At 69.7% G+C, this 13089-nt stretch carries 13 protein-coding genes; 4 read left to right on the top strand and 9 right to left on the bottom strand.

The window, feature by feature from the left end; genetic code table 11:
- Positions 1 to 91: 91 nt before the first annotated feature.
- On the bottom strand, positions 92 to 2650 hold the full coding sequence (locus tag OHS18_RS27370; protein WP_247058787.1) for an ATP-dependent Clp protease ATP-binding subunit: 2559 nt from the start codon (positions 2648 to 2650) through the stop codon (positions 92 to 94).
- A gap of 373 nt (positions 2651 to 3023) precedes the next feature.
- Between OHS18_RS27370 and OHS18_RS27375 the strand changes: the two genes are divergently transcribed.
- A complete protein-coding gene (locus tag OHS18_RS27375) occupies positions 3024 to 3848 on the top strand; it encodes a (2Fe-2S)-binding protein (RefSeq protein ID WP_328612866.1) in 825 nt (274 codons plus the stop codon).
- Positions 3849 to 3918: 70 nt separating this feature from the next.
- Here the strand turns inward: OHS18_RS27375 and OHS18_RS27380 are convergent, their stop codons facing one another.
- Positions 3919 to 4488, bottom strand: a complete 570-nt coding sequence (locus OHS18_RS27380; RefSeq protein WP_328447816.1) for a TIGR03086 family metal-binding protein — start codon at positions 4486 to 4488, stop codon at positions 3919 to 3921.
- A 34-nt stretch (positions 4489 to 4522) separates the two neighbouring features.
- Here OHS18_RS27380 and OHS18_RS27385 point away from each other — a divergent pair, with 34 nt between their 5' ends.
- Positions 4523 to 5386 carry a helix-turn-helix domain-containing protein gene (locus OHS18_RS27385; protein WP_328612867.1) on the top strand — a complete coding sequence of 288 codons (864 nt, stop codon included), beginning with the start codon at positions 4523 to 4525 and terminating at the stop codon, positions 5384 to 5386.
- A gap of 52 nt (positions 5387 to 5438) precedes the next feature.
- Here OHS18_RS27385 and OHS18_RS27390 read toward each other — a convergent pair whose 3' ends face one another.
- Together OHS18_RS27390 and lysS are read right to left on the bottom strand one after the other, a co-directional pair.
- Positions 5439 to 5792, bottom strand: a complete 354-nt coding sequence (locus tag OHS18_RS27390; RefSeq protein WP_247058791.1) for a histone-like nucleoid-structuring protein Lsr2 — start codon at positions 5790 to 5792, stop codon at positions 5439 to 5441.
- Positions 5793 to 5935: 143 nt separating this feature from the next.
- Entirely contained in the window at positions 5936 to 7447 is a 1512-nt protein-coding gene (lysS, locus tag OHS18_RS27395; protein WP_328447814.1) for a lysine--tRNA ligase, read from the bottom strand.
- A 77-nt stretch (positions 7448 to 7524) separates the two neighbouring features.
- Between lysS and OHS18_RS27400 the strand changes: the two genes are divergently transcribed.
- Both OHS18_RS27400 and OHS18_RS27405 read left to right on the top strand, forming a co-directional pair.
- Positions 7525 to 8286 carry a class I SAM-dependent methyltransferase gene (locus tag OHS18_RS27400; protein ID WP_328612868.1) on the top strand — a complete coding sequence of 254 codons (762 nt, stop codon included), beginning with the start codon at positions 7525 to 7527 and terminating at the stop codon, positions 8284 to 8286.
- 48 nt (positions 8287 to 8334) lie between these two features.
- Entirely contained in the window at positions 8335 to 8739 is a 405-nt protein-coding gene (locus OHS18_RS27405; protein ID WP_328447810.1) for a DUF6640 family protein, read from the top strand.
- Here the strand turns inward: OHS18_RS27405 and OHS18_RS27410 are convergent.
- The 5 genes from OHS18_RS27410 to OHS18_RS27430 all read right to left on the bottom strand — a co-directional run bounded on the left by OHS18_RS27410 (position 8736) and on the right by OHS18_RS27430 (position 13085).
- Complete coding sequence (locus tag OHS18_RS27410) at positions 8736 to 9512, bottom strand: type III pantothenate kinase (protein ID WP_328612869.1); 777 nt, start codon at positions 9510 to 9512, stop codon at positions 8736 to 8738. The genes OHS18_RS27405 and OHS18_RS27410 overlap by 4 nt on opposite strands.
- A gap of 5 nt (positions 9513 to 9517) precedes the next feature.
- Positions 9518 to 10012, bottom strand: a complete 495-nt coding sequence (panD, locus tag OHS18_RS27415) for an aspartate 1-decarboxylase (protein ID WP_328447808.1) — start codon at positions 10010 to 10012, stop codon at positions 9518 to 9520.
- Positions 10013 to 10021: 9 nt separating this feature from the next.
- Complete coding sequence (gene panC, locus OHS18_RS27420; protein WP_328447806.1) at positions 10022 to 10936, bottom strand: pantoate--beta-alanine ligase; 915 nt, start codon at positions 10934 to 10936, stop codon at positions 10022 to 10024.
- Complete coding sequence (locus OHS18_RS27425; protein ID WP_442874525.1) at positions 10933 to 11892, bottom strand: Rossmann-like and DUF2520 domain-containing protein; 960 nt, start codon at positions 11890 to 11892, stop codon at positions 10933 to 10935. Before OHS18_RS27425 ends, panC begins: the two co-directional genes overlap by 4 nt.
- Positions 11893 to 11981: 89 nt before the next feature.
- Positions 11982 to 13085, bottom strand: a complete 1104-nt coding sequence (locus OHS18_RS27430; protein WP_328618586.1) for a PrsW family intramembrane metalloprotease — start codon at positions 13083 to 13085, stop codon at positions 11982 to 11984.
- Positions 13086 to 13089: the final 4 nt, after the last annotated feature.

The following is a 13089-nucleotide window of genomic DNA, read 5'->3' on the forward strand; positions in this document are numbered from 1 at the left end:
GAGGACCAGGGCCCGGACATGCGAGAAGGGCGGCTCCCCAGTGGGGAACCGCCCTTCCGGCGTACTACACGACCTTCAAGCGTTCAGGCGATCACTCGCCTTCGGCTTCGCCGCCGTTCTCTTCGTGACCGGCGCCGATGCTGACCGGCGGGGCGTCCGGGATCGAGGACGGCCGGCGCTCACCGCGGAAGGTGAACTTGGCCTGGTCGTCCTTGTCCTCAGGGTTGCCGCTCCAGCCTTCGACGTCGACCAGGATGATCTGGCCGGCCTCGACCTCGCCGAAGAGGATCTTCTCCGACAGCTGGTCCTCGATCTCGCGCTGGATGGTGCGGCGCAGCGGCCGGGCACCCAGCACCGGGTCGAAGCCGCGCTTCGCGAGCAAGGACTTCGCCTTCTCGGTCAGCTCCAGCTCCATGTCCTTGGCCTTGAGCTGCTTCTCCACGCGGCCGATCATCAGATCGACCATCATGATGATCTGTTCCTTGGTCAGCTGGTGGAACACGATGATGTCATCGATCCGGTTCAGGAACTCCGGGCGGAAATGCTTCTTCATTTCCTCGTTGACCTTTTGCTTCATCTTCTCGTACTTCGTGCTGACGTCGTTGCCGCCGGCGAACCCGAGCGAGACGGACTTCGAGATGTCCGAAGTGCCCAGGTTGGACGTGAAGATGAGGACCGTGTTCTTGAAGTCGACCGTGCGACCCTGACCGTCGGTCAGGCGGCCGTCTTCCAGCACCTGCAGGAGCGTGTTGTAGATCTCCTGGTGCGCCTTCTCGATCTCGTCGAACAGGACCACCGAGAACGGCTTGCGACGCACCTTCTCCGTCAGCTGTCCGCCCTCTTCGTAGCCGACGTAGCCCGGAGGGGCACCGAAGAGCCGCGAAGCGGTGTAGCGGTCGTGGAACTCGCCCATGTCGATCTGGATGAGCGCGTCGTCCTCGCCGAACAGGAACGCCGCCAGCGCCTTCGACAGCTCGGTCTTACCGACACCGGACGGGCCGGCGAAGATGAACGAGCCCGACGGGCGCTTCGGGTCCTTCAGACCGGCACGCGTACGGCGGATCGCCTGCGAGACGGCCTTGACCGCGTCCTCCTGGCCGATGATGCGCTTGTGGAGTTCCTCCTCCATGCGCAGCAGCCGGGTGGTCTCCTCCTCGGTCAGCTTGAACACCGGGATGCCGGTCCAGTTGGCCAGCACCTCCGCGATCTGCTCGTCGTCGACCTCGGCGACGACGTCGAGGTCGCCGTCCTTCCACTGCTTCTCCCGCTCGCCCTTCTGACCGAGGAGCGTCTTCTCCTCGTCACGCAGGCGGGCGGCCCGCTCGAAGTCCTGCGCGTCGATCGCGGACTCCTTGTCGCGACGGACGTTCGCGATCTTCTCGTCGAACTCGCGCAGGTCCGGCGGCGCGGTCATCCGGCGGATGCGCATCCGGGCACCGGCCTCGTCGATCAGGTCGATCGCCTTGTCCGGGAGGAACCGGTCGTTGATGTACCGGTCCGCCAGGGTCGCGGCGGCGACCAGCGCCGAGTCGGTGATCGAGACGCGGTGGTGCGCCTCGTACCGGTCACGCAGGCCCTTGAGGATCTCGATCGTGTGCTCCAGCGACGGCTCGCCGACCTGGATCGGCTGGAACCGGCGCTCGAGGGCGGCGTCCTTCTCGATGTACTTGCGGTACTCCTCGAGCGTGGTCGCGCCGATCGTCTGCAGCTCACCGCGGGCGAGCATCGGCTTCAGGATCGAAGCCGCGTCGATCGCGCCCTCGGCGGCACCGGCCCCGACGAGCGTGTGCAGCTCGTCGATGAACAGGATGATGTCGCCGCGGGTCTTGATCTCCTTGAGCACCTTCTTCAGGCGCTCTTCGAAGTCACCGCGGTAGCGGGAGCCGGCGACCAGGGAGCCCAGGTCCAGCGTGTAGAGCTGCTTGTCCTTGAGCGTCTCGGGGACCTCGCCCTTGACGATGCTCTGGGCCAGGCCCTCGACGACGGCGGTCTTGCCGACGCCGGGCTCGCCGATGAGCACCGGGTTGTTCTTGGTCCGGCGGGACAGGACCTGCATGACCCGCTCGATCTCCTTGCCGCGCCCGATGACCGGGTCGAGCTTGCCCTCGCGGGCGAGCACGGTCATGTTGCGGCCGAACTGGTCCAGCACCAGCGACGACGACGGGGTGCCTTCACCACGACCGCCGGAACCGGTTTCGGTGGACTCCTTGCCCTGGTAGCCCGAGAGCAGCTGCAGGACCTGCTGGCGGACGCGGTTCAGGTCCGCCCCCAGCTTGACCAGCACCTGCGCGGCGACGCCTTCGCCCTCGCGGATCAGGCCCAGCAGGATGTGCTCGGTACCGATGTAGTTGTGGCCGAGCTGCAGCGCTTCGCGCAACGACAGCTCCAGCACCTTCTTCGCCCGCGGCGTGAACGGGATGTGCCCGCTCGGCGCCTGCTGGCCCTGGCCGATGATCTCTTCGACCTGCTGGCGCACGCCCTCCAGGGCGATGCCCAGCGACTCCAGCGCCTTGGCGGCGACACCCTCACCCTCGTGGATCAGACCCAGGAGGATGTGCTCGGTGCCGATGTAGTTGTGGTTGAGCATCCTGGCTTCTTCTTGAGCCAGAACGACCACCCGCCTCGCGCGGTCGGTGAACCTCTCAAACATGTGCACTCCCTCGACTGCTGCGCCGGCGGCCCGTTATCCATCGTGCGTGCTTTCACCGCGATGGATTCAGCACCGTGAGACCACTCTAGTAGCCAACTGGTCGCGCTGGCGTACCACTACGGCTGTTCGCGGTCTTTTTCGCACCCGGACGTGGAGCTCTCCGGGCGCATCCCATCTTCGGGTTGCCCTGCACCTTTACGTCAAGCCCAACGTGCGGACGGCCACCCGGATTCCGCCATCCGCGCGGTGTCCGCTCACCGCGAACAGGTCCGCAAGGTGGGAGAGCCGTGATCGCCGCCACCCGATTGGCGCAGCCCCGGAAAGCCTGTAAGGTTAGGCAGGCCTAATCCCCACGGCGCCAGGAGGGCCGCGGTTGAACCAGCAGCGGTCTTTCCGGGACGCACGCGAGGTCGGCGACGGCCTCGCGTCGTCGCTCCTGCGGGTCTCCGGCCTGCAGGAACGCAACGAACTGCGCCGTGACGTCCCGGCCGGCTGGATCCGCTGTTCGGAGCTGCTGGAGACGCCGGCGTACTTCGACGAGTGGCGCGGCCTGCTGGGCGACTGGCTGCTGCGCGAGCACGACGCGGCGCCGGCGCGGACCACGGCCAGCTACGTGATGACCTGGTACCTGCACGTCCCGGCGTACGTCGGCGCGCTGCTGCTGCACCACGAGCGCCGGGTGCCCTCGCTGAAGCCCGGCGACCTGGCGTTCCGGCTGGCCGACGACCGCCCCCACCCGGACGGCATGGCCGTGCTCGGCGACGACTTCTACTGCCTCCCGACGGACCCGGGCTCGGCCCGCCCGGAGGCGACGGTCGTCCGCGACGAGCGGGCCCTCGCGGCGGTCCTGCGGGCCCACTACCTGGCCCACGCGGCCAAGTTCGTTCAGGCGTACGCCCCGGTCAGCAGGCTGGGCCGCCGCATGCTCTGGGCCGCGGCGACGGACGCGCTGGAGAACTCGCTCTGGTGGGCGGGCCGCCAGGGCGGCACCCCGGAGGCCGAAGGCGCGGGCGTCGCCGACGCGGCCCTGGTCCTCGACACCGTCTACCCGCCGTTGACGTCGGCGTCGACGCTGCGCCTGGAAGAGGGAGCGGACGGACACCGCGAGTGGACCCGGCGCCGCGAGAGCTGCTGCTTCTCGTACCTGCTCCCGGCCGAGTCCGAGTGCGACGGCTGCCCCCGCACCTGCTCCCGCTGACCCCCGTTCCGAGTGCCGTCAAGGCCACCTTGCGGGCGTCTGATGCCCGCAAGGTGGCCTTAACAGCACTTCAGCGGCTCCACGACGGATCGCGGCCCGCCGCCCCGAGTGCGCGGTCCACCACGGCGGCGTCCGCCGGAACCGGTACCTCAGGGCCGTAGACGCCCATCGCGCGCGCCTGCTCGCCCATCGCCCGCGCCGACTCCAGGACCGCGCCCGCCGCGGCGGGCGCGCAGTGCAGCGATCGGCCGCTCGCGCGGGCCAGGTCCCAGCCGTGCAGGACGAACTCGCCCAGGACCATTCCGCCGATCACCGCGGCCGGCAGCTCGGCCGTGCCCAGCTTGGTCGTGCCCGTCCACGCCGCCGGCGTCTCGAACACCTCCACCAGCGTCTCCGTCTGCTTCTCCAGCGCCGCCGCCCAGCCGGCCGTCACCAGGTCCGCGCCGGCCTCGCCGGCGCCGGGCGACGGCGGGTCCTCGTGGCGTCCCGCGGCGACCAGCCACGGGCCCCAGTAGAGAAGGTGGTTCAGCAGCCCGCGGACGTCGTAGCCCTCGCACGGCGTCGGGGCGCCCAGGTCGTCCACGGCGAGCGCGACGCGCAGGAACTCGGCCGCGGCGGGGCGCATCAACTCGGCAGTCATGCCGAGAGCAAATCGGCCCCGCCACGACGTCGTCTTGAAAGAACGCGACAGTTACCGTGTGACGGTGGTGGAACACCGGATCCCGCAGGGCATCGTGGCCGAGGCCGCCGCCCGCGCGGTGTTCACCCTCACCCGGCACCCGCCGGCGCCCGAACTGGCGGCATTCGTCGACTACCACTGGGTGCTGCACTGGGACCGGCGCGGCAAACCGCCGCACGAGCAGCGCGTGCTGCCGAACCTCGCGGTGCACGCGACGTTCTTCCCCACCGCTTCCGGGGTGTACGGACCGGGTCGTGAAGTCTTTTCACATCGGCTCGAAGGGCGCGTGCAAGGCCTCGGCGTGCGATTCCGGCCGGGCTCCTTCCGCGCGTTCCTCGGCGGTCCGGTGAGTGACATCGCCGACCGCACCGTCCCGCTCACGGATGTTTTCGGCGCGCAGGCCCTCGATGCCGCGGAATCGGTGCGGACCGCGTCCGGTGACGCGCAAATGGTCGGTGCGATCGACAACTTGCTGATCGCAAATGCGGCAGTACTCCGACCGGCCGCACGAGAGGCCGTGGCGGCCGTCGAATCAATCGCGCGGGATCCGGGAATTACCCGGGTGGCGCAGCTGTGCGCGGATACTGGACTGACCACCCGCTCAGTCCAGCGGTTGTTCGCCGAACACGTCGGTTGCCCGCCCAAGTGGGCGATCCGGATTTACCGGCTCAACGACGCCGCGCACCGGATCGCCACCGAAGGACCAGTGGATTACGCCGGACTGGCGGTTCGGCTGGGCTATAGCGACCAGTCGCACTTCATCCGCGATTTCGCGGCGGTGACGGGCCAGTCGCCCGGCGAGTACGCCCGAACGGCCCGCACCGGCCCCGGGCCGGTACCGGACAGTCATCGGGCATGAAGAAAGCCGCCGGGCGAATTCGCCCGGCGGCCGTAGTCCCGCAAACCCCGCGTCAGTTCTTCTTGTGGTAGGCCTCGACGACCTCGGAGGGGATCCGGCCCCGGTCCGAAACCGCGTACCCGTTCTTGCGTGCCCAGGACCGAATGGCCTGGTTCTGCTCACGGTCGACGGCGGCCGGGCGAGCGGAGCCCTTGCCACCCGCGACCGGACGCACGGAAGCGCGCTTGCGACCACCGGCGCGGCGCGCGTGCTCGACATACTGAGCGAGCGCGTCCCGGAGCTCCTCGGCGTTTTCCGAGGAGAGGTCGATCTGGTAGCTGATGCCGTCCAAACCGAACTCGACGGTCTCTTCCGCCTCACTGCCGTCGAGGTCATCGACCAGCGAGACGAGCACCTTCTGTGCCATCTGTTTCCTCCTGCGGGGGCTTACTCAATGATCTGGTTACGGGGCGAGCCCCGCACAGAAGACTTTGTCTGTACATTAGTACCCGCTTCCGGGTGACAGCGCAAATCTCATTGAGATAACCAGTGCCGACTCACACGGCCGGGTTATTCGGGCCTGGTGAGCGGGAAGAGGATCGTCTCCCGGATACCGAGACCGGTCAGCGCCATCAGCAGCCGGTCGATACCCATTCCGACCCCGCCGCTCGGTGGCATTCCGTACTCAAGTGCCCGGAGGAAATCTTCATCCAGCCGCATGGCTTCGCTATCGCCCTGCGCCGCCAGCCTGGACTGTTCGGTGAGCCGTTCCCGTTCGACGACCGGATCGACCAGCTCGGAGTATCCGGTGGCGAGTTCGAATCCGCGCACGTAGAGGTCCCACTTCTCGGCCACGCCGGCCCGGGAGCGGTGCTGCCTGGTCAATGGCGACGTCTCCAGCGGAAAATCACGCACAAACGTCGGGGCGTGCAGGTGATCTCCGACGAGGTGTTCCCACAGTTCTTCGACCAGCTTGCCGTGCGTGAGCTTCGGGTCCACTTCCAGGCCCCTGGCCTGCGCGAATCCGTGCAGTTTGGCGGCCGGGGTCTCCGGTGTCACCTCTTCGCCGAGGGAATCGGACAACGACTCGTACATTCCGAGTGTGGTCCATTCGCCGGAGAGGTCGTACTCCGAACCGTCGGGCAGCGTGACGACTTCGGTGTCCAGGACGTCCCGCGCGGCCGACTGGATCAGCTCCCGGGTCATCACGGCATTGGTGTCGTACGTCGCGTACGCCTCGTAGTACTCGAGCATCGCGAACTCCGGCGAGTGCGACGAGTCGCTGCCCTCGTTCCGGAAGTTGCGATTGATCTCGAACACCTTCTCGATGCCGCCGACGACGCAGCGCTTGAGGTAGAGCTCCGGCGCGATCCGCAGGAAGAGCTCCAGGTCGAAGGCGTTCGAGTGCGTCACGAACGGGCGAGCCGCGGCGCCGCCGTGCAGCGTCTGCAGCATCGGCGTCTCGACCTCGGTGAACCCGCGCCGGTGGAACGACTCCCGCAGCGACCGGACGACGCCGGCGCGCGTGCGCACGACGTCGCGCGCGCGCGGGCGCAGGATGAGGTCGACGTAGCGCTGCCGGATCCGGGTCTCCTCGGCGAGCTCCTTGTGGGCCACCGGGAGCGGGCGCAGCGACTTCGACGTGATCCGCCAGCTGTCGGCCATCACCGAAAGCTCGCCGCGCTTGGAGGTGATGACCTCACCGTGCACGAAGACGTGGTCGCCCAGGTCGACGTCGGACTTCCACGCCGCCAGCGCGTCTTCGCCGACCTTGGCCAGGCTGATCATGGCCTGCAGTTCGGTGCCGTCACCCTCACGAAGGCTGGCGAAGCACAATTTGCCCGTATTGCGCAGGAACATCACCCGGCCGGTGACGCCGACCAGATCACCGGTCGCGGTGTCGGCGGGCAGCCCGGAATGCGACTCGCGCACCTCGGCGAGCGAGTGCGTGCGGGGCACCTCCACCGGGTAAGGATCGATCCCCCCGGCGATGATCCGGTCGCGCTTCTCCCGGCGCACCCGCATCTGCTCGGGCAGTTCGTCTTCGGCGGGGTCGCTGGTGGAAGCGGGGTTTTCGGTCATGGCCCATAGGGTACGAACCTCGCGCGACGCTACGCCAACCGGATTACCTTTCTTTTCCCTCCATTAGCCTGGTCCGGGTGAGTGATCCCACACCCGGCATCCGCGCCCGGCAAGCCGCTTCCTTCGGTTCACGTGCCGGGGCGTACGCCGAGCACCGGCCCGGCTACTCGCGGGAAGCGATCGAGTGGGGGCTCGCCGGCGCGGACGGCACGCCCCGGCGCGCGCTCGATCTCGCCGCGGGCACCGGCAAGGTCACCGAGACCCTGGCCGGACTCGGCCTCGACGTCATCGCGGTCGAACCCGACCCGGAAATGCTGGCCGAACTCTCCCGGCTGCTGCCGTCGGTGACGGCACTGGAGGGCCACGCGGAACGGATCCCGTTGCCCGACTCCGCCGTCGACGCGATTTTCGTCGGCCAGGCGTTCCACTGGTTCGACGTCGGGCCCGCGATGACCGAAATGGCGCGCGTGCTGCGCCCGGGCGGGGTGTTCGTGCCGATGTGGAACTACGAAGACGAATCGGTGCCGTGGGTGGCGGAGTTCACCGGCACCGCGAGCATGGGGTGGCGCCGCCCGGCCACCGACGGCGACCGGCAGCCGGCCACGCACCCGGCGTTCACCCCGTTCGAAAGCGGCCGCTTCCGGCACGCCCACCGGCGGACGGCGGAGAGCCTGCTCGAAACGCTGCAGACCTATTCACGCGTGATCATCTCGGACCCGGCGGAGTCCGCGCCGCTGGTCGCCCGCGTCCGCGGCTTCCTGGAGACGAACCCGGCGACGGCATCCGGCGAGTTCGACCTGCCGCTGATCACCTGGACGTTCCGCAGCCGGCGCCGCTGAGGCGAGATGCCTTGACCTCCACCAAACTGGAGGTTCCAGACTGGACACATGCGCACCACATCCTGGGGCCGGGCACTGATTTCCCTGACGTCGCTCGTGACCGCGGTCGGTCCCTACCGGGCCGACTGGAACGAGACCCACGTGAAGAACCCCGCCTGGCCGCCGCACGCGAAGTTCCACAACGGCCAGACGATGAGCCTCGGGCTCGCGCTCGGCGCCACGAGCCTGTGGCAGCTCTGGCGGGCGCCTTCGTCCCGGGAGGGGCTCGACGCCGGCGCGACCCTGGCGTCGCTGTACTGGCTGACGCAGATCTCCGCGCTCGCCTACCCGGGCTCGAAGGCCGTCGACCCGCCGGGGACGGCGAAGTTCCCGCAGGCGGTGGTGGCGTTGCCGGCGCTGGCCGTGACGGCGCTGGGTTACGTTCTCGAACGCCGCCGCCTGGCGCGCGGCTAAGGGCGGATGTTGCGCTCGTAGACCAGCCGCAGGCCGAGCAGGGTCAGGTCCGGGACGTGGTCGGTGATCGTCTCCGACTCGCTGATCACCAGGGGCGCCAGGCCACCGGTGGCGAGCACCGCCACCGGTTCCCGGCCGCCGGGGGACAGCTCGCGGACGATCCGGCGCACCAGGCCGTCCACCTGGCCGGCGAAGCCGTAGAGGATGCCCGACTGCAGGCACTCCACCGTGTTCTTGCCGATCACCGACCGCGGCGGCACCAGCTCGACCTTCCGCAGGGCCGCCGCCCGCGCGGCCAGCGCGTCGACCGAGATCTCGATGCCGGGGGCGAACGCGCCGCCCAGGAACTCGCCGCGCGCCGAGATCGCGTCCACGTTGGTCGACGTGCCGAAGTCGACCACGACGCACGCCGTGTCGTGGAGGTGGTGCGCGGCCAGCGTGTTCACCAGCCGGTCCGCGCCCACCTCCTTCGGGTTGTCGACCAGCAGGGCGACGCCCGTGCGCACCCCCGGCTCGACGACGATCTTCGGCACTTTCGCGTAGTAGCGGGAAAGCATCACCCGCAGCTCCCGCAGCACCGCCGGCACCGTCGACAACGCACTGATCCCCGTGACGTCGCCGGTGTGCGGGCCGAGGAGCCCGCGCACGGTCAGCGCGAGCTCGTCGGCGGTCATCCGCGCGTCGGTGCGCATGCGCCAGTCGCCCACGAGCTCGGTGCCGGAATACAGCCCCAGCACGATGTTCGTGTTGCCGACGTCCACGGTGAGCAGCAAGCGGGTCAGCTTTCCGCGTGCAGCAACGCGTCGAGCCGGCGGGCGTCCGCCGTCTCGGCCACCGGGAAGATCGCCGTCTCCTCCTCCGGCAGGGTCACCGTGCCGCTGAGCAGCCCGGAGCCCTCCGGCGCGTGGCCGGGATCGGCGTGCCGGTGGACGATCCGGTTGTCCGCGTCGACGAACACCACGCGCGGTTCGTACCTCGCGGCCTCGGCGTCTTCCATCTGGCCGTACGAGATCAGGATGACCAGGTCACCCGGGTGCACCAGGTGGGCCGCGGCGCCGTTGATGCCGAGCACCCCGCTGCCGCGTTCCCCCTTGATGACGTAGGTCTCCAGCCGCGCCCCGTTGGTGACGTCCACAATGGACACCTGTTCCCCCGGCAGCAGGTCCGCGGCCTCCATCAGGTCCTCGTCGACGGTGACCGAGCCGACGTAGTGCAGGTCGGCCTGGGTGACGGTGACCCGGTGGATCTTCGACTTGAGCATGGTGCGGTACATCGTGGACTCCTATTCCCCTGCGTCCAGCCGCTCCGGGTGCGCCGGGTGTTCCACCGCAGCGCCGAGCAACACCGGGACGTTGTCGATCAGCCGGGTACTCCCCACCCGGGCCGCGATCAACAGTCGTGCTTCACCATCGACGGGCGCGGGCCCGAGGTCGGTTCCCCTCAACTCCAGGTAATCCACCTCGACCGCGGGCCGCGCGGCGAGGGTCTTCCACGCGGTCTCGAGGACCGCGTCCGCCCCGTCCCGGCCGACGAACGCCCCCGCGGTGAGGGCGGCCGACAGGACGATGGCGTCTTCACGCTGCTCAGGCGTGAGGTAGACGTTGCGCGACGACAGGGCGAGACCGTCGCGTTCGCGCACGGTCGGCACGCCGATCACGTGCGTGCCGATGTTCAGGTCGCGCACCATCCGCTTGATCAGGACCAGTTGCTGGTAGTCCTTTTCGCCGAAGAGCGCGTAGTCCGGACGGAGCAGGTTGAACAGCTTCGCCACGACGGTCAGCACGCCGGCGAAGTGGCCGGGCCGGACGAGGCCTTCGAGCTCGTCGCCGAGCGGACCGGGGTGCACGGTGACCGCGGCGCCCTCGGCGTACAGCGCGTCGGCGGCCGGGGTGAAGGCGATTTCGACGCCGTCCTCGCCCAGCACGGCCAGGTCGGCCTCCAGCGGACGCGGGTAGGCCTCGAAGTCCTCGCCCTCGCCGAACTGCAGCGGGTTCACGAAGATCGAGGTGGCCACGACGTTGTTCGGCAGCCGCTTCGCGCGGCGGATCAGCTCGCGGTGCCCGGCGTGCAGCGCGCCCATGGTCGGCACGAGCGCCAGCTTGCGCCCGACGCCGTGCAGGGCCCGGCTGACCTGGCTCATCTGCTCGGGCGAGGCGAAGGTGTTCAGGGTGCCGCGACTGAATTTCGGTGTGGTCACTGGTCTGGATGCCCTTCGGCGGGATCGTCGAGGAGGTCGGTGAGTTCCTTGGCGGCCGCGGTGTCGAGCAGCCCGGCGGCCACGGAACGCTCCGCCGTGCGCTTGGCCAGCGCGCGGTAGGCCGGTGCGACGTCCGGCGCCCGGTCCCCCAGCACCTCGAGGTGCTTGCGGACGGTGCCGATGTCGCCACGGGCGACCGGGCCGGTGAGCGCGCGGTCGCCGTGTCGGAGAACATTATCCAACGCGGCCGAAAGCAGTGGTGCGACCAGGCGCTCGGAATGCCCGATTCCCGCTTCGCGCAAGACTTCCGCGCAGTCCGCGACCAGCGTCATCAGGTGGTTCGCGCCGTGGGTCAACGCAGCGTGGTAGAGCGCTCGCGCGGAGTCGGGGATGCGCACCGGCTCCGCGCCCATCTCGACGGCCAGCGCCTCGCCGACGTTCCACGCCGCTTCGTCGTCGGCCGCCGCTGTGACGCCGATGCTGCACGCCGCCAGCCGTTCGAGGTCCTCCTCGCGGCCGGTGAACGTCATCACCGGGTGCAGCGCCAGCGGGAGCGCCCCGGCCTCGGCCGCGGGCGCCAGGACGTCGATGCCCTGCGCGCCGGACGTGTGCACGACGATCTGGCCCGGCCGCAGCGACTCCGTGGCGACCAGGCCGCGGACCATGCCGGCCAGCGCGTCGTCGGGGAGGGCGAGCAGCACCAGGTCCGCCCGGCGGACGGTTTCGTCGGGCGGCAGGAGGGGCACGTCGGGGAGGAGGCGTTCGGCGCGGGCCAGCGACGCGGCGGACAGGCCGGACGCGGCGACCACCGTGTGTCCCGCCCGGGCCAGGGCGGCACCGAGCACACTGCCCACCCGGCCGGCGGAAACGACCCCGACCGCGAGGCGAGCGGGTCGCATCATGGCGTGCGCCTGTGGACGCTCATGGTTCGCAGACTCCCTCTGCTCTCGTTCCAGTCCCGCTCCGGGTACCGGACGACGGCGCGAGACTAACTCGGCTGAGCGCGGACCGTTGAGCCCGGGTGACAAGCTTCACCCGGACCGGTTCACCCGTGCGGCGCTTCCCGGGCGAGCCGGGTGGCTTCCGCCCGGGCCGCCTTCAGCGTGCGCAGCAGCTCCTGCTGACGCTGCCGGTCGGTGCCGGTGTGGATCTCCTGCCGGTCCAGGAACGCGAGCTCGGTGACGCTCGCCTGGTACACGGCGACGGCTTTGGCGGCCTGCTTGCCCGACTGGCGTTTCGCCTGGCGGCGCCAGGCGCGGCGGCCGGGCAGGCTGGCCAGCAGCTCGACCTCCGACGGCGCGATCCACCGCGCCGCGGCCATGTGCGGCAGAGCGGCTTCGATGATCCGCTGCTCCCGGCGGCGCTGCAGGACGACCAGGTAGACCACGCCCAGGAACAACGGCAGCATGATCAGGAAGTACACGGTCAGGAACTTCGACCCGCCGAGCAGCGCGGCGCTGTTCCACAGCGCGTGCAGGCAGACCGCGGCCAGGTAACCGGCGACCGGCGCGATGATCCGCAGCGCCTTGGTCGTCGTCCGGGCGGCGATGCCGATCCCGATGCCGGTGAGCACCGCGAACAGCGGGTGCGTGAACGGCGCGAGGACACCGCGCAGGAAGAACGCCGTGATGACGCCCGGGCTGTGCCCGTCGCCGAAGCCGTAGTCGTAAAAAGCACGACCGAAGTAGTAGATGTTCTCGGTGAACGCGAACCCGGCCGCGCTGAACCCGGCGTAGACGACGCCGTCCACGACGCCGTCGAACTCGCTGCGACGGCGCCACAGGATGAGGACCACGAAGAGCGCCTTCGCGGCTTCCTCGACCACGGGCGCGGACACCAGCGCGGCGACGGTGTTGCCGCTGCCCTTGCCGAGCAGCTCGTCACCGACCGCTTCCGCGGTGGTGTTGATGAGCAGCGCGGTGATCGTCGCGATGCAGGCGCCCCAGGCGAACGCGAGCAGCAGGAACTTCGCCGGCTCGGGCTCCCAGCGGTCGACCCACAGGAAGCCCGCCACCACCCCGGCGACCGGCACCAGGGCGGCCAGGACACCGATGGTGACGGCCAGCGGGCCGACCCGGGCCGTCGCCAGGCCGAACAGGAACAGGCCGCACAGGGCGACGACGATCAGCCCGAGCACCGGCAGCAGCACGGTG

The organism is Amycolatopsis sp. NBC_00355 (genome assembly GCF_036104975.1).
In the GTDB taxonomy this organism is placed as follows: domain Bacteria; phylum Actinomycetota; class Actinomycetes; order Mycobacteriales; family Pseudonocardiaceae; genus Amycolatopsis.